Genomic DNA, 16,219 nt, shown 5'->3' with positions numbered 1-16,219 from the left:
AAGAGGATTGCCAAGGTTAGCTTCACATCCGAATTCGACAAGTCCATCGAATCAAGCCGCACCTAAACTCTGGACAAAGCCTTGAATTTTAGAATGCTGGCCGGGACGAAAATTGCTAATAGCAACCCAATACCCACCAGCACGATCAACAGCGGATTTTGCTGCACGAAGCTATCTCCCACGGGAGTCCCTGCCGGGATGTTTCCAAAGAGTTCGCGACAGGCCTGAATTAGAGAACTAACGGGGTTCCACTCCGCAAATATGCGCAGTGGGGCCGGAAGTGTGTCTGATGGCACAAAGGCATTGGACAAGAATGTCAGCGGGAAAAGAACCAAGAAACTAACGTTGTTGATAATTTCAGGTGACTTGACCGACATCCCGATTAGCACCATTACCCAGCTAAATGCGTAGCTGAAGCCCAACAACAGTCCCACTGCAAGCATTGCTTCAGGTAAGGAGCTTGTTACTCGCCAACCGACTAGGTAGCCGGTAATAAGCATCGCGACCATAGAGGCTGCGTTTATAACCAAATCTCCAGCGGTCCTTCCGATCAATAGCGCTGCAGTATTCATCGGCAGGGTTCGAAAGCGGTCAATGATGCCGTCTTTTAGATCTTGCGCCATTGCGGAACCCGAGTAGGTGGAGCCAAACACTATTGTTTGAGCGAAAATGCCTGCCATTAAGAATTGGGTATAGTCGCCACCCTCAATTGAGATTGCCCCAGCGAATACGTAGTTGAACAGCAGCACGAACATGATCGGTTGGATCAGGGTAAAAACAAAAATCTCTGGATCACGCCGAAGTTTGATGATGTTGCGCTTTGTGGTCACCCAGCTGTCGGAGATCAGCTGGGTGAAGGGTCCTTTTATATCTACTTGATATGAAAGTGTCATTTTGCAACCTCATCTTCTTGAGCCTGGCGGCCGGTTAGGTTCAGAAACACATCGTCTAGGGTCGGTCTTCTCATGCCCGCGTCATTGAGCTCTATCCCTGCATCCGAGAAAAGCTTGAGTGCTTTTTGAAGTTTTTCAGGGGCGGAATCTGCGGCAACCGACAGGGTTCTGCCATCGTTTCCAATAAACACCTTTTCATTTGAAATAGATTGCAAAAGGCCTTTACCTTGTTCGATGTCCTCGAGCCGCACCAAAGCGAACTCGATGTACTGCCCGCCAATTTGCCGCTTTAGTTCGTCGCTGGTGCCCTCGGCGATTACCTGACCATGGTCGATAACCGCAATCGAATCGGTTAGCCGGTCGGCTTCCTCGAGGTACTGGGTGGTTAGGAGTACCGTGGTGCCGTTGGTGACCAGGTCTTTGATTACCTTCCAAAGGTCAAGCCGGCTCTTAGGGTCTAATCCTGTAGTCGGCTCATCCAAGAACAAAACCGCCGGGTTGATAATCAGAGCCCCAGCTAGGTCAATTCTTCTGCGCATACCGCCACTAAATCCCTTTACGGGCCGATTCGCGGCTTCAACCAAATCGAATAGCTCGATGAGTTCATTGGCTCGTTTTTTTGCTGCTGAGGCACCAAGGTGGTAGAGCCGCCCGATCATCTCTAGGTTCTCAAAGCCGGTTAGCTTTTGATCAACCGCGGCATACTGACCCGAAACCCCGATCATCCTGCGGATCCGCTCGGGTTCCGAGGTGACGCTCACTCCATCGATAAATGCTTCACCTGAGGTCGGAGTAGTCAAGGTCGTCAGTATCTTGACTGCAGTGGTCTTGCCGGCACCGTTGGGACCAAGAAGTCCCTTAACTGTTCCCTGTGGGATTGAGAGCGACAGACCATCTAGAGCTTTTATTTCGCCTGATTTGGACTTGTAATACTTTTTCAAGTCATGCGCTTCAATGAAGTTCAATGGTGTTCTCCTGTTTTGTTCGAAAAAGCAACTGGGCTAAAAGTTTTTCGGTACCAGCAAGCTTTTGTTAAAATCTTCAGTGCAGCAAAGCCTCGCCCGCTTTTACACAACATAGCCCAGCGCTGTTTTATGCCAACTCGTCACTTAGTGACTTTCTTGCTTTTCCCGGAGACAAGGCACTTCGCTCGATCTGCCAGGCCTTGCTGGTGCCGGGGGTATCGCGGCCGGGACCAGGAATAAGATGTGGCTGCGACTTGGAATGGTTGCCGAAGTCTAAATTCCCCTAGGCAACTCTGTCAGAAAACTGTCATCCTCTAAATACCCTAGGGGGTATACTAACGACAGCGGTAACAACAAGCCGCATTGCACCGAGCAAGGAGATTCAAATGACCAGCAGCGCAACCCCAAGATTAATCCCCAAATCAAGTATCGCGGTTATGAAGGCTGTCTCTTCCCCCGCGGGTCGCTGGGCCCGAATTGTTGGCGGACCGGTTTTGATTGCTGGAAGCATTCTTTCTGGCGGCTGGGCTTTGGCGCTTATCCCACTTGGTCTGATGATGTTCAGTACTGGTCTACTGAACCTGTGTCCAGTAAGCCTTTATTACCGAGCGCCACTGAACGGCGAGAAGCTGCTCTTCTTTTTTGATCAGGTCGATTCTAAAAAGTTTGGCCTGAACTAGCCAAAGTCTCCTTAGTTGGAGTTGGGTTAATTCTCCAAAACCGAATTAGCACTTTGATTGACCCATTCAAAAATAATTGCCGCTTCCGCATTTTCAGAACTGTCGTAATATTTGAATTCGTTCACAAAGTCTCCAGCCTTTTGAACCAAATCCGGACGGGAGCACTTTGGCCACCGAGTTCTCCAACCTCAAGGTCCCCTATTTTGCCGTTCCAGTAGTTGCCTTGGTTTTATTGGCAATTTCTTGGAGTGCGACCATTCCCTTGGCGCTGCTTGCCGGGCTGGGTTTAGTTTTAGTGGCCACCGTTTTTGTTGCCGTCTCTCACGCTGAGGTAATCGCTCTGAAGGTGGGGGAGCCTTTTGGTTCTCTCATTCTTGCGGTTGCAGTAACAATCATCGAGGTCGGGATGATTGTGGTTTTGACCATAGCTGACCCCGATGCCACCAGGAACCTTGCGCGCGACACCGTGTTTGCAGCCATAATGATCACGACCGGGTTAATTATTGGCGGCTCGATCTTAATTAAGTCTTTTAGGCTCAAGTACGCAACCTTCAAGCCTGAGGGCGCAGTGCCGGCGCTGTCGGCACTGGCATCCCTGAGCATCTTGAGCTTGGTTATACCGAACTTCACCACATCAACTCCGGGCCCAACTTTTAGCCCAGCCCAACTCGGTTTTGCAGCCATCACATCACTTGTTATCTATCTGACATTCGTAACGATGCAGACCGTCAGACATCGTGATTATTTCTTGCCGCCTCCCAGAGCGAACATGCCCCCTAGTCAAACCGCTCACGTTAGGGCTCCGAGTAAAAAGCAAGCACTTTGGAGCGTATTTGGACTGCTGGGATCCTTGGTGGCCGTGGTTGGCCTGGCAAAGGTCACCAGTCCGCTTATTCAAGGGGCGGTTTCCGGCCTCGGGCTGCCTCAGATGGTAGTGGCCTTCACGATTGCAATCGTGGTGTTGTTACCCGAATCAATTTCCGCTTTGAAGGCTGCTTATTACGGCCGGACTCAGACCAGCATTAATTTAGCCCTCGGCTCGGCTCTTGCCAGCATAGGCATGACGATCCCGACGATTGCCGTTATTTCATTGGTGTTTGGTTTTCAGGTGAACCTGGGTCTCGGTGCAACGGAAATATCCCTCTTATTTCTAGCGCTATTTGTTAGCGCCCTGACGCTTTTGCCAGGCAAGGCTTCAATCCTGCAGGGGGCCGTGCACCTGAGCATTTTTGGCGCATTTGTCATGGTTGTTTTCACTTCTTGAGACTTGTTTATTTTTCGCTTGCCAAAGAGCGGTCAGCAGGTAATTGAGACCCGAAAATCGGAGCTAGTTCTGAAAGATGACCCTGAAGGGATCGAGAGTCTTGCCATTGACCTGCCATCGATACCAGTTTTCATCAGCCTTCGCCACTCTGATTTTCAGGCTCGGGGCCACACCTCCAGACTTGCATTCCCAGACATCTTTGGATCCCCAGGGGAGTTTTGTTGGAATTCCATTTCCCAGCGTTGTCCATTTACCTCCGGACCAGGTTTGCATCTTTGAAGAACTAATTTGGCTCCAGCAGAAGTCTCTTGGCCCCAGCACTACCAGCCCGATAGAGCAAATCCACGTTCCCTTAACCGATCGGCCATTTTGATCAAATAGCGGATTGCAGGTCCCTCGGTCTTGATCACTTAGAAGATTGTTTCCAACCCAAGCTTTCTGAGTCAATATGTCTACTCCGGCTGCGTTAGACCCCAGGTAATAAATCCCGTTCGGGTCCATTTCAGTTCTCTGGTTTGAGAAGCATCTTGTTTCGGGGAAATCCGACCTCGAACTCATGAGATCACAATTCTCGGGCACATGCTCGACCCCCAAGTTGTGCAATGCCTCATGAATCCACACTTTAGAAAACACTCGACCGAATTCACTTGAGCTGGCGCCGCAACTTCCCTTCATCGCGACCAGAGAGATTGTGCCAGAGACGACACCACGCCCGCAGACATCCGCCGAATCTTTTACCGGGGCGAATAAGACATAGAGCTTTCTCGAAGTGGAAGGTTTCTCAAATCCTGTGCCTGCGATCAATCCGTCTAATCTGCCACCCTCTGATAAAAGTTGCTCAATGTCGTTGGTTGACATCGAGCTTTGGATGAATCCAATGTCTATTTCCCCTTGCTGGTTCATGTCCAGGGGAAATTCGAGTCCTATGGTTTTTTTCAAAAAGTCATTTCCCTCGCGCAGGGATGTGGCAATCGTGCCATTGAGATCAAGGCGCTCATCTGCCACATCTGAGGGGAGTAGATAAATCGGTTTGATTTGAAAGCCTGCGACAGTGTCGGGGCTTTCAAAACTGCTTCGGCTCACAGCCTCGGAACCTTGATTTAGCAAGGGGGTCTTTATTGAAATCAGCACTCGACCCTGATATCTCTTAGCGTTGGAATTCTTGGATTGAAACCAAGTCGAAAGATACGGGTTCAGGCTAGCGGCATATTCACAGGCAGCTTTTGCTCGAATCCGAATCTTGAGCCGTTCCTTGCTAGATGCTTTTGGAGAGGTCACCCCCGTGCAAATGTACTTATCGGCGCTCGAATACTCTGCAACTCTGGTGAAGATGCTGGCTTTTTGGGCCGAAGTTAGCTGGGTTGAATTCACCGGAAACGCGGGCAACCACGACTGATTCACGCTTCGAGGGACCTCTTGGGCGGTGGCGCCTGGGCCAAAAATAGAAGTTAGAAAAAGGGCTGTGACCAACGCTGTAAAAAACTTTTTCAATTTCCTCCGGTGGGTCCTTGGCTCTCAAGCTATGCGGAACTTGGGGAATCTGCAAGTTCCGCATATGAGCGACGCTTTATGAATGCACGAAATTTCTGCTGGATAATGCAGAGCCGGCTTTATGCCGAAATAGGCGCTTGCCTTATAACCTGCAACCAAAGCCGAAATGACTGCAAGAGAGCTGTTCTTAATAAGGCTCACGATTGGCATTCTTTGAAGGACAGGTTGGGGCTTGTCCGTTCGATCATTTCGGCCAAATGCAGGGTGACGCGAACGGAGGTTTTGGCCCAAATACCTCAAGCGGGAGGGCGTCCTCATCCAATTCGACTCCAACTTCCACAGCCAACACAAGAATCTCCGATTGAGGACAGCGAGCTCAGTACTTTGGGCACTCGGCTTGGCATGTTGACTAAAATCACAATCAGTGGCGTTGATGCGGAAATCTCGAATCACCCACCCTTGATGTCAGTCACGAGTATTCCTACTAATTAGAGACCGATTATTACCCTTGAAAGCGGCCCTTCCAGTTGGGCGCACTTAGATTGAGATTTCTAATCTTTTCGAAGTGTGCCAGAGTGATAGCCAAGCTGCACCAGGAAAGGCCGCTGTGAATCAGCAAGATAACATTGAGAGTTCCAAGGGTGAGACTCGGAGCACTGGCGCTAGTGACAAGCACAATATGAGGGACCCAGCAGCTAACTCAAAAGTTGATGCTGGCTCGTCAAAGGGTGATCATCACGATCATAAAAAACATTCTGGCCATCACGATCACGTGGCTCAATTTCGCAGGTTGTTCTGGATCATGCTCATAGTGGCGGTTCCCGTGGTTTCACTCTCACCTATGTTTGCCAATTTGATTGGCTATCAGCTACCGAGCCTTGGCTGGCTGGCATGGGTGCCGCCAATTTTTGGAACTGGGATGTATGTCTTTGGGGGAAGGCCTTTTCTAACCGGGGCGGTTAGTGAATTAAGAGTCAAAAAGCCCGGCATGATGCTTCTGATTGCTCTTGCCATCAGCGTCGCATTTTTAGCCTCTTGGGGTTCAAGCCTCGGATTGCTCGATCAACGCCTGGATTTTTGGTGGGAATTAGCGCTTCTAATTGTGATCATGCTGCTCGGGCACTGGATCGAAATGAGTTCGCTGGCTCAAACTACCTCAGCACTTGACTCACTAGCCGCGCTGCTACCGGATGAGGCCGAGCGAGTGGAGGGCGACAAGGTTGTGGTGGTCTCCCCGGCGATGCTAAAAATTGGCGATGTCATTGTGGTGCGGCCAGGCGGTCAAGTCGCAGCTGACGGCATGATTTTGCAAGGGTCCGCCAGCATGGATGAATCCATGCTGACTGGCGAATCGATCGCGGTCCGAAGGGGTGAAGGCGATTTGGTTATCGCCGGAACCGTGGCAACGGACTCCGGACTTCGGGTTGAAATCACTGCGGTTGGCGAAGGAACGACGCTGGCTGGAATTCAAAAGCTCGTGGCCGAGGCTCAGTCTTCAACTTCAAAGGCTCAACGTTTAGCTGACAAGGCTGCCGGCTGGTTATTCTGGTTTGCACTGTCGGCAGGCGTAATCACGGCTATTACCTGGAGCCTCCTAGGGATGCCGGATGCTGCGGTGATTCGCAGCATTACCGTTTTAGTTATCGCTTGCCCGCATGCGCTGGGGCTAGCAATTCCGCTTGTGGTTTCAATCTCCACCGAGCGAGCTGCTAAGGCTGGGGTGCTGATCAAGGATCGCCTGGCTCTTGAAACAATGCGCAAGGTCGATACTGTTTTGTTTGACAAGACTGGAACCCTGACCAAGGGAACACCGGTTGTCACCGCAATCGAGTCGGCGACGGGTCTGAGCCAGGACGAGCTTTTGGTTCTTGCCGCAGCGGCAGAAGCTGATTCTGAGCATCCACTGGCCAGGGCTATTGTCAGCGCCGCCAAGAATAGAAATTTGGATGTTCCAAAATCCAAGGACTTTGAATCTTCACCTGCGGTGGGAGTTAGGGCCAAGGTGGGAAGCCAAGTCATTCAAGTGGGTGGGCCACATTTATTAACCCAAGAATCTGGTTCAGAGTTACCAATTGCCGATAAGTGGCGAAGCGAAGGCGCGATCATCCTGCACGTTTTTATCGACGGGCAGGTTGCAGGAGCTCTAGCGCTTGCCGATGAGATTCGAGAAGAGTCAAAGGCGGCTATTGCCGCCCTCAACCAAAGGGACATCGAAGTAGTGATGATCACCGGGGATGCCGAAGCAATCGCCGCCACCGTGGCTAAGGAATTAGGTATTGAGCGATTTTTTGCTGGCGTGAAACCTGAAGATAAGGCCCAGAAGGTCAAAGAGCTGCAAGCTGAAGGCCGAACCTTAGCAATGGTGGGGGATGGCGTGAATGACGCCCCAGCTCTGGCTCAAGCGAATGTTGGAATTGCCATTGGCGCAGGGACCGATGTCGCCATCGGTTCGGCTGGGGTGATCCTGGTGAGCGATGATCCTCGCTCGGTTATCTCGGTGATCGACCTATCCAACGCGGCTTATAAAAAGATGACGCAGAACCTCTGGTGGGCAGCCGGTTACAACCTAATCTCGGTTCCCTTAGCTGCTGGAATTCTCGCGCCTATCGGCTTTATCTTGCCAATGTCAATCGGAGCGCTTTTGATGTCAATGTCCACGATAGTTGTCGCTCTAAACGCTCAGCTATTGAGGAAGCTTGATCTAAGGCCCGAGTCAGCACCCCCGGTTTTAGATTAGCTTTTAGTAATCCGCTGTTGCAGCTGGTTCTGGTGTGTTCTGCTGTTCCACTTGTTTCTTCTAGATACCCTTAGGCCATGAGGCTTGACTCCGTATCTGATCCGCAGGGTAATCCCGTGGGCGAGCTGGTTGAAGATTTCACTTTGCCTGAGCTTCCCGACTTAACATCGGTATTGCTCGGCCAACTTTGCAGGCTCGAGCCGCTTGATGATGCCAAGCATGCTGCAGATTTATTTCAAGCTTTTAGTCTGAATCAATCGGGCAGCCTGTGGATCTATATGCCCCACGGGCCATTTCAGGATGAAGCCGAGTACCGAGCTTGGGTCTTGAAATTTCAGAATCAGCAAGACCCAATGTTTTACGCCTTAATAGATCTTGAAACCGGCAAGGCCGTGGGAGTAGCTGCCTACCTTCGAATAGATCCAAGGGCTGCTTCGATTGAGGTTGGTTGGATCACCTTTTCACCTCTAATGCAGCAAAAGCCGATCGCTACCGAGGCCATGTTCCTCATGATGCAATACGCCTTTGAGCTGGGTTACAGAAGGTATGAGTGGAAGTGCAATGCCTTGAATCAGCCCTCTATCCAAGCCGCCATGCGGCTCGGATTCTCCTTTGAAGGGGTGTTTCGCCAGGCAACCATTGTCAAGGGCCGTAACCGTGACACCGCTTGGTTCTCGATTCTCGATAGGGACTGGCCCAGCGCAAAGATCGCTTTTGAGACCTGGCTGGATCTAAGTAATTTTGATGAACTGGGCGTTCAGAAGACTCGGCTTTCGGAACTCACCTCTGATCTATTGGAGGACAGTTGGCCAAGCCTTCGCATCCGAGAAGGGCAGAGATTCAAACTTGGCCTTCCAAAACAACTCTAAAAAAGGGAGAGAACATGATTCTTGCTGTTCCAGTTGCAAGGCTTTTCCCTAGGGTGCTGATGGGAACAATTATTTTGAAGTCGAAAGGCATGCATCTTGGCTAAGCAAGACGCCCAACTACCGGAAAAATTGATTGCCTCGGTCATTGAGGACATTCGTGCTGGACGAGTGCCCAAAATGGCAAGCATCACCAAGAAACTCGGCGTTAGCGCGCCAATGGTCAATCACCATTTTGGAGATAGCGCTGGGCTAATAAGAAGAGCTTGGCGCGAGATAGTGCTCTCTTCGATTAGGGATGACTATTTATTTTTGGATGACCTGGCTGCCAAGAACGACTGGGAAGGCCTGTCGGATTTCATCTATGAGATCTTCTCCCCGGAGCGTCAGGCTAGTCGCCTGGCTCATCTGCGGGCAGTTTCTGAATCTATAGCGGATAACCAAGTCCGAGAGGTGGTTCTAGAGGCTCAAGAGCTCACTCGTCAAAGCTGGTTCAACTTTATAACCAAGCACACCGATGCCGGCAATTTGGCTAAACGAGTAGATGTGAATGCCATGGCAATTCTGTTTGCTGCAATGCCACTTGGCATTACCGCAGCCAGGTTGGACCTGAGTCAGCTCGAACGAAGGCAGGTATCTAATGCTTGGTTCATCATCATCCTTGCGATGCTCAAGCCGGATTACAGACTCGACAGCTGAGCAAAAACTCATCGTTGGTTGATCTGAGAACATTCTTGCGATCTGCGCCTAGGGCTATGAGGTTTAGGGAATGACGGCAAAAATTTCAGGTATTCAGGTATTCAGGTATTCAGGTATTCAGGTATTCAGGTATTCAGGTATCGGTTGGAGAGTCAGAAAACAACTTTGTTTCGATGACAGGGAACAGCATCCCCATGTCAATTACCCCATTATCATCACGATTAGTTTCGGCGAAGCAACGCGAGAAAAGGTTTTCGTCCATTTCAAAAAACCTAAATTGCTAATCCCCACTTGCCCTATTGAGCCGAGCAGCTGTCGCAGGCCAATCGGTTATTTTTTACTGTGGGGATTAATCACCTATGGGAAAAAGATTTTTGAGTGAGATTATGAATCGAATGCCCAGAATCGCAACGAAGAGTGCAATGCTTCCTGCGACTAAATAGGGCATCCGCAAACCAAACTGGGCAATTACACCGCCCATAAGCGAACCAATTGGCATCATGCCCCAAACCAAAGTCCTTCTGGTGCCATGGATTCTGCCAAAGAGCTCATTGGGGATTATCTGGTGGTAGCTAGACATTAGAAGAATATTCCACCAGGTGATGGTGATGGAGTTCACCAACCCAAATGCCACAAAGAAATAAACCGTTGGTGATAGTCCGGTCGCAACTGTGACTGCCGAGCTTGTGACAATCGCAAAAGCCATTACATTGGTCCTGCCATAGCGAGCTGAAACCTTGGGCCCGGTGATCGAGCCAATGATCGCTCCGATCGCCGGCACCGTGAAGACAAAGCCGAAGAAGGTCGGGGTGACTTCTAGAGTTTGAGTGAGGAAGAGCACCATGGTAGAGCCGGTCGCTGCCCAAAAGAAACCAAGTGTTGAGGTGAAAAGAACTAGCTTGAGCAGCACCTTATTGTTATAGAGGTAACTGATGCCAAAGCGGATATCGGACCAAAACTTGGTTGGGGCAACTGGGGCTTGATTCTCATCGAGCTTCATGAGCTTTTTGAAATTACCGGGAATTGTCAGAACCAATATCCCTGCCACCAAAACCCCGGCTCCGCCTAGGAAAAAAGGAATCGCAATCGCAACTGCAAAGAGGATTCCGGAGATTGGCGCCCCGATGAACTCTCCAACCGTGACCGCACCAATCTCTAGTCTTGCGTTACCGCGCTCGAGGTTCTTGGGTTTTAGTATTTGCGGAATCATGGACTGGGCCGTGGTGTCATAGAGCACCTCGGCAACCCCGAAGACAAATACCACCAGGTAGAGAATTGGAATGGTAATTAGATCAAAAGCGACCATGGTGGCTAAATAGGCGGCCATTAGGAATCTCACTGCATTCGCAGTTGCTAATAGCAACCGTCTATCAATGCGATCCACAATGCCGCCGATTGGAATTGCAAATAACAACCATGGCAGCATCACAAGTGCTGCCATGAGTGAAATAACAATGGGGTCTTTGGTAAGGGTTGCCGCTAGCAGTGGCGCCGAAGTCTTGAATATGCCATCGGCGAGGTTTGAGGCTAAGGAGGCCGACCAGAGCCTATTAAAGCTAGGCCCTAGGCCTTCGGCTTTGGTTTTGGTCACCGCCTAATCTTGGCATCTATTAGGAAGTTATTTAGCGTAAGAATAGAACCGGCACCATCGAGGCCACCAGCAATACTCCAGCCACCCAGTTGAATGCTTTGCGTTTCTTGGGATCCATCAAAAAGTTGCGAAGTAGTTGCCCGAATCCGGCCCAAGCCAGCGCCCCGGGAATCTTAGAGATTAGAAACACTGCAGCAAGTGTGGCGGTGATTTGAAAGCTGGCGCCAGCTGGGATGTAGCCTGCCATAAAGCTCGGGACTACCACCCAGACCTTTGGGTTTACAAACTGCAGACTGACTGATTGGAAAAAACCAATCACCTTGGTTTCTTTATCGATTGGTTGATAGCCCGAGCGAATAAGCGAAATGGCAAGGTAGAGAATGTAGCCAAAGCCCAAATATTTGATGGCTTGATAAATTACGGGAACGGTTGCGAACACCAGATTGAGGCCAAGACCAACCAGCGTGATCATGCCCATCAGGCCAAAGCTAATGCCAGCTAGATATGGCAAGGCTTTTCTGAAGCCGTGGTTCACGCTGGTGGCAAGCAATATCGTGTTGTTTGGCCCGGGGGTGATGGCTGTGACAAACCCGAAGGTCGCTGCGGCAAATATCAAACTCAGGGTTAGCACCTATGTATCTAAGCAGTTCTTTGGCCTTGATTTTGACGTCATTACTTAGAGATTCAAAAACAATCGCGGGGTTAGTGCCAGAATCAGATTATGAAGACTGAGATTGCTTTAGAACCGAGGCGGGTCCCCGCGTATCAAGAGGCTATTGAGTCTGTTGGTGCGGTGGTGGTGCCCTTGAGCGCAGCCATCGAGGCCATGGTTTGGACCGACTACGCAGATCCTGCGGGGCTAAAACAAGTTTTAGCAAATAACCCACAGCTCAAGTGGGTGCAGTTGCCCTTTGCCGGGGTGGATGCTTTTCACGAGGTATTGCAGCACTCAATCGTTTTCACCAGCGCCAAGCGCTCATACTCTGAACCGGTTGCTGAGCACGCGCTAGCTCTTTGTTTGGCCCTTGGTCGAATCATTCCAGAGCGTGTGAGGGAGAAGTCTTGGGGCAGACAATTCGCTGACTCATTATTTGACGAAGAGGTTTTGATTATCGGTGGCGGCGGAATTGCCGAGCAGCTGGTTCAGCTGCTGGCGCCCTTTAGGTCTGAAGTCACAGTGATCCGTAAGCACCCGGATGCCCCTTTTGTCCCGGGTTTTCAAGGAAGGGTGCTGGGCTTTGACCAGTTCCAAACCGAATTGGCAAAGGCGAAGTTTGTGGTGTTGGCCTGTGCTCTAACCTTCGAGACTCAGCACTTATTTGATTCAAGGGCCTTCAAGTTGATGCGCGCGGATTCGTATTTGGTCAATGTGGCAAGGGGCATGGTGATCAACCAGGATGACCTGGTTGATGCTCTGAATAATGGTGAGATTGCTGCCGCTGCAGTTGATGTGACATACCCTGAGCCGCTTCCTGAGGAGCACGCGATGTGGGGTTTGGATAATCTTTTGATCACCCCACACTCTGCTGACACTCTGGAGATTGTGACCAGGTTGTTCTCGCAGCGCTTGCGCGAAAATGTGAGCGCCTGGCTAGATGGCTCGGAGCTTATTGGCGTGGTTGATAAGAAGCTTGGTTATTAGTTAGACATGGCGCTTGATACCTGGATTATTTATGCACTAGCAGCACTTGGGTTATCTCTTACTCCGGGGCCCAATGGTCTTTTGGTGCTTACTCACGGAGCGCTCTACGGGGCCAAAAGAACCTTGGCGACAATATTGGGTGGCTCGCTCGGCTTCACTTTGGTGATTGGGCTTTCGATGTTCGGGCTCGGAGCCTTTTTGGTGGCGGCACCGGATCTGATCATTTGGCTCAAGTTGGCTGGTGGGCTGTATTTGATTTGGCTTGGGGTTCAGGTTTGGCGAGCCCCTGCGATGCGGGTGGGTAAGGTCCAAGAGGCTACTTCGCTGTCCCCTTTCGCCCTTTTTAGACAGGGGTTATTGGCTGCTAGCTCTAACCCCAAGGGGATCTTATTCTTTGTCGCATTCTTACCGCAGTTCGTGGTGCCGGAGCGGTCTTTACTGGCTCAATTTGCCATTATGGCGCTGACATTTGTGGTGATTGAGTTCGGTTATGAGTTTTTGGTTGCCTTCTTCGCCGATCGGCTGCAGCCACTTTTGGCCAAGGCCGGCAAGAGATTTAATCGTTTTTTCGGCGGAGTATTCATCGTTATCGGGGTATTGTTACCGCTTCGTTAGAGGCCCAACTCGGCTTGCAGCAAATCGATATGACCCTTGGCTTTGACGTTATAAAAAGCGTGGCTAATTTTGCCTTCTTGCACCACAAAAGTGGAGCGAATTATGCCCACATATTCTTTGCCATACATACTCTTTTTACCAAAAGCGCCATAGGCCTGAGCGATGAGGTTCTCGGGGTCGCTTAATAACTCAAAATTTAGGTTTTCTTTATCCTTAAACTTTTTGAGCTTGGCTGGCTTATCAGGGGAGATGCCCAACACGCTGAAGCCTTTTGCCTTGAGGGCGTTTATGTTGTCCCGGAGCTCACAGGCCTGGGTTGTGCAGCCGGGGGTGGAGGCTGCCGGATAGAAATAGACGATTACCCTGTCACCCGTTTCTGAAAGAGAGATCTCTTTCTCGTCTTGGTTTAGTAGGGAAAAAGTGGGGGCGGCTGCGCCAGCCACTAGCTTGAATTCACTCATGAAATAACTCAAACTTGGGCGATTGGAAATAATTCCTCTTCTAGAATCAAGGGAATCTCGAAGGGCCTTCATGCTGGCAGCTATTACCGGTTTACTGACCGGGCTTTCGCTAATTCTGGCCATTGGGGCTCAGAACGCTTTTGTGCTTAGGCAGGGGCTTCGGCGCGAGCATGTCTTATGGGTGGTGATGTTTTGCTCACTCAGTGACGCGGTCCTGATATTCTTAGGCATTGCTGGCCTTGGAGCTTTGATTAGCTCGGTTCCGATAGCCCTAGAGGTGATTCGATATGCTGGCGCCGCTTATTTGATTTGGTTTGGTGCGATGGCCCTAAAAAGGGCGATGAAGCCCAAAGCGCTAGATCCCGCGTCGAACACTCCCGCAACGCTCAAAAAGACCATTTTGGCCACCGCTGCCATCACCTTTTTGAATCCTCACGTTTATCTAGACACCGTGATATTGCTTGGGGGATTGGGTAATCAATTTGGCAATGAGCGCTGGGCATTTGGGCTTGGCGCTGCAATTGGAAGCGCGGTCTGGTTTGTTGTTTTGGGCTATGGCGCTAAGTTGGCGAATCGATTCGTATCCAGGCCAAGCTTTTGGCGTGTCTTGGATTCTGTGATTGCAGTTGTGATGTTTGGCATTGCCATTTTGTTATTGACATTCCAGTTCTAAATCGAGTGCTCAGATTGGATTCAGGAGGATAATCAAAGCTGTGATCAGACCTGAAGATTCATTTGGAAATTATGCCAACCGTTCGAGTTCGAAGTGGAAGAGGTATCCCGAGGATGTCCTGCCTATGCACGTGGCAGAGATGGACTTCCCCGTTGCAAAACCGATAAGTGACCTAATCATCTCCTTGGCCACTAACTCCGACCTTGGTTATCTTGGCCCGCTACCCGAGCTCGCGCCGGCATTTGAGGCATATGCTTTGGATAAGTGGGGCTGGCAGATCGACCCCAAGGGAATCTCGATGGCCACCGACGTCGGGGTCGCCGCGGTAGAGATAATTCGAGCGGTTTCTAGCCCAGGCGACCGAGTTTTGGTAAATTCACCGGTCTACCCAAATTTTTACTCTTGGATCCAAGAGGCTCAGTGCGAAGTTGTGGATGTACCCCTGAATCTAGTAGCAGAGCGCTGGCAGTTGGATATTCCAGGGATTGAAAAGGCCTTTGAATCAGGTGTCAAAATATTTCTAATCTGCAGTCCGCAGAATCCGGTTGGTCGAGTGCATTCGGCGCAAGAATTGACTCAGATAGCCGATCTGGCAAAGGCTCACGGGGTGCTAGTAATCTCTGACGAGATTCACGCCCCACTGGCTTGGGTTCCTTTCACCCCCTTCCTTTCCGTCTCGGATGCCGCGCGTGAGACGGGCGTGGTTATCACATCGACTTCCAAATCTTGGAATACCGCAGGGCTCAAGGCGGCGTTTATCGCCACCCAGAGCGAGACCGTTCGCAAAAAACTCGCGGGCATGCCCGAAGCAATGCTCTGGAGAAGCTCATTAATCGGCGGGCTTGCAATGGTGGTGTCCTATAAAGATTGCGGCGGGTGGATTGAGGAAACCGTTTCGACTCTGCAAGAGAACCTCGACCACCTTCGTCACGAGCTAGCTAGCATGCTACCCAAAGCGAAAGTGGCTGATATGGATGCCACTTATTTGGCTTGGATCGACCTGGCTGCTTATCACGTTGAGCGCCCCATGCAGTTTTTATTAGCAGAGGCTAAGGTTGCGCTGAATCCAGGGGAGGATTTTGCGCCACAGGATCAATACTCTTCTTTTATTAGGTTTAATTTCGCCACCTCAAAGCCCAGAATCACCGAGGCCGTTAGAAGAATGGCGGCGGCGCTCGAGGGTGTTCACTAAGCGGTTATGCAAGAACGGGTTATTGAGCTGGCAGCTAAGTTATTCCAGCAGCACGGGATTGTGAACTACTCATTCGGCTTTGATCGAGCAATCAGGCGTGCGGGAGTTTGTAACTACCGTGATAAGCGAATCACTTTGAGTAAGCATCTGGTACTAACCGGCGACTTGCATCAAATCGAACAGGTTTTACTGCACGAGATAGCCCACGCGCTTTGCGGCGAAGGGGCCGGTCACGGCGCTATCTGGAAGAACAAAGCAACCGAGCTGGGCTATTTGCACCAGAGAATTGATGGTAATCAAATTGCCCGCGAGAGTGCGAGGTACCTAGGGGTTTGTCCGGGTGGCCACGAACACTTTAGGTCTCGGAAGCCAACCAGCTTGCTATCTTGCAAGCACTGTGCGCCTAAATTCTCTAGGCGCCACCTGATTGATTGGTCGCTGCGCTAGATC

At 50.7% G+C, this 16,219-nt stretch carries 16 protein-coding genes; 10 read left to right on the top strand and 6 right to left on the bottom strand.

What is annotated here, in order from left to right; all coding sequences use genetic code 11:
• Positions 1-62 precede the first annotated feature (62 nt).
• Together BLP47_RS07620 and BLP47_RS07615 are read right to left on the bottom strand one after the other, a co-directional pair.
• On the bottom strand, positions 63-893 hold the full coding sequence (locus BLP47_RS07620; RefSeq protein ID WP_091852351.1) for an ABC transporter permease: 831 nt from the start codon (positions 891-893) through the stop codon (positions 63-65).
• Entirely contained in the window at positions 890-1,858 is a 969-nt protein-coding gene (locus BLP47_RS07615) for an ATP-binding cassette domain-containing protein (protein WP_091852348.1), read from the bottom strand. The genes BLP47_RS07620 and BLP47_RS07615 overlap by 4 nt, the downstream gene beginning before the upstream one ends.
• A 386-nt stretch (positions 1,859-2,244) precedes the next feature.
• On the opposite strand from BLP47_RS07615, the gene BLP47_RS07610 reads away from it, so the two are divergent.
• Both BLP47_RS07610 and BLP47_RS07605 read left to right on the top strand, forming a co-directional pair.
• A complete protein-coding gene (locus BLP47_RS07610; protein WP_091852345.1) occupies positions 2,245-2,538 on the top strand; it encodes a DUF2892 domain-containing protein in 294 nt (97 codons plus the stop codon).
• Positions 2,539-2,704: 166 nt separating this feature from the next.
• A complete protein-coding gene (locus BLP47_RS07605) occupies positions 2,705-3,802 on the top strand; it encodes a calcium:proton antiporter (RefSeq protein WP_091852341.1) in 1,098 nt (365 codons plus the stop codon).
• Positions 3,803-3,865: 63 nt separating this feature from the next.
• Here the strand turns inward: BLP47_RS07605 and BLP47_RS07600 are convergent, their stop codons facing one another.
• Positions 3,866-5,293, bottom strand: a complete 1,428-nt coding sequence (locus BLP47_RS07600) for a hypothetical protein (RefSeq protein ID WP_091852338.1) — start codon at positions 5,291-5,293, stop codon at positions 3,866-3,868.
• An 802-nt stretch (positions 5,294-6,095) separates the two neighbouring features.
• On the opposite strand from BLP47_RS07600, the gene BLP47_RS07595 reads away from it, so the two are divergent.
• The 3 genes from BLP47_RS07595 (at position 6,096) to BLP47_RS07585 (ending at position 9,595) form a co-directional block, all read left to right on the top strand.
• Positions 6,096-8,030 carry a heavy metal translocating P-type ATPase gene (locus BLP47_RS07595; RefSeq protein ID WP_091853089.1) on the top strand — a complete coding sequence of 645 codons (1,935 nt, stop codon included), beginning with the start codon at positions 6,096-6,098 and terminating at the stop codon, positions 8,028-8,030.
• A gap of 77 nt (positions 8,031-8,107) precedes the next feature.
• Positions 8,108-8,899: a GNAT family N-acetyltransferase gene (locus BLP47_RS07590; protein ID WP_091852335.1), complete on the top strand. Its 792-nt coding sequence runs from the start codon at positions 8,108-8,110 to the stop codon at positions 8,897-8,899.
• A gap of 96 nt (positions 8,900-8,995) precedes the next feature.
• A complete protein-coding gene (locus BLP47_RS07585) occupies positions 8,996-9,595 on the top strand; it encodes a hypothetical protein (RefSeq protein ID WP_091852332.1) in 600 nt (199 codons plus the stop codon).
• A 349-nt stretch (positions 9,596-9,944) separates the two neighbouring features.
• On the opposite strand, the gene BLP47_RS07580 is transcribed toward BLP47_RS07585, so the two are convergent.
• Positions 9,945-11,186 (bottom strand): MFS transporter, encoded by a 1,242-nt coding sequence (locus BLP47_RS07580; RefSeq protein ID WP_091852329.1) that lies wholly within the window; start codon positions 11,184-11,186, stop codon positions 9,945-9,947.
• Positions 11,187-11,217: 31 nt separating this feature from the next.
• Positions 11,218-11,817 (bottom strand): LysE family translocator, encoded by a 600-nt coding sequence (locus BLP47_RS07575; protein WP_091852326.1) that lies wholly within the window; start codon positions 11,815-11,817, stop codon positions 11,218-11,220.
• A gap of 90 nt (positions 11,818-11,907) precedes the next feature.
• Here BLP47_RS07575 and BLP47_RS07570 point away from each other — a divergent pair, with 90 nt between their 5' ends.
• Complete coding sequence (locus BLP47_RS07570; RefSeq protein WP_091852322.1) at positions 11,908-12,828, top strand: D-isomer specific 2-hydroxyacid dehydrogenase family protein; 921 nt, start codon at positions 11,908-11,910, stop codon at positions 12,826-12,828.
• Positions 12,829-12,834: 6 nt separating this feature from the next.
• Positions 12,835-13,443, top strand: coding sequence for a LysE family translocator (locus BLP47_RS07565; RefSeq protein ID WP_091852319.1), 609 nt, complete (start codon positions 12,835-12,837; stop codon positions 13,441-13,443).
• On the opposite strand, the gene bcp is transcribed toward BLP47_RS07565, so the two are convergent.
• The gene (gene bcp, locus BLP47_RS07560) at positions 13,440-13,904 is read right to left on the bottom strand and encodes a thioredoxin-dependent thiol peroxidase (protein ID WP_091853085.1); all 465 of its coding nucleotides are present in this window, start codon (positions 13,902-13,904) and stop codon (positions 13,440-13,442) included. The genes BLP47_RS07565 and bcp overlap by 4 nt on opposite strands.
• A gap of 22 nt (positions 13,905-13,926) precedes the next feature.
• On the opposite strand from bcp, the gene BLP47_RS07555 reads away from it, so the two are divergent.
• The 3 genes from BLP47_RS07555 to BLP47_RS07545 all read left to right on the top strand — a co-directional run bounded on the left by BLP47_RS07555 (position 13,927) and on the right by BLP47_RS07545 (position 16,216).
• Positions 13,927-14,577: a LysE/ArgO family amino acid transporter gene (locus BLP47_RS07555; RefSeq protein ID WP_371325785.1), complete on the top strand. Its 651-nt coding sequence runs from the start codon at positions 13,927-13,929 to the stop codon at positions 14,575-14,577.
• 124 nt (positions 14,578-14,701) lie between these two features.
• Positions 14,702-15,769: a MalY/PatB family protein gene (locus BLP47_RS07550; RefSeq protein WP_091852313.1), complete on the top strand. Its 1,068-nt coding sequence runs from the start codon at positions 14,702-14,704 to the stop codon at positions 15,767-15,769.
• A 6-nt stretch (positions 15,770-15,775) separates the two neighbouring features.
• Positions 15,776-16,216 (top strand): SprT-like domain-containing protein, encoded by a 441-nt coding sequence (locus BLP47_RS07545; protein WP_091852310.1) that lies wholly within the window; start codon positions 15,776-15,778, stop codon positions 16,214-16,216.
• Positions 16,217-16,219 lie beyond the last annotated feature (3 nt).

Origin of the sequence: Candidatus Aquiluna sp. UB-MaderosW2red, from assembly GCF_900100865.1 — a bacterium.
Taxonomy (GTDB): domain Bacteria; phylum Actinomycetota; class Actinomycetes; order Actinomycetales; family Microbacteriaceae; genus Aquiluna.
This window is presented reverse-complemented; position numbering and strand designations above follow the sequence as displayed.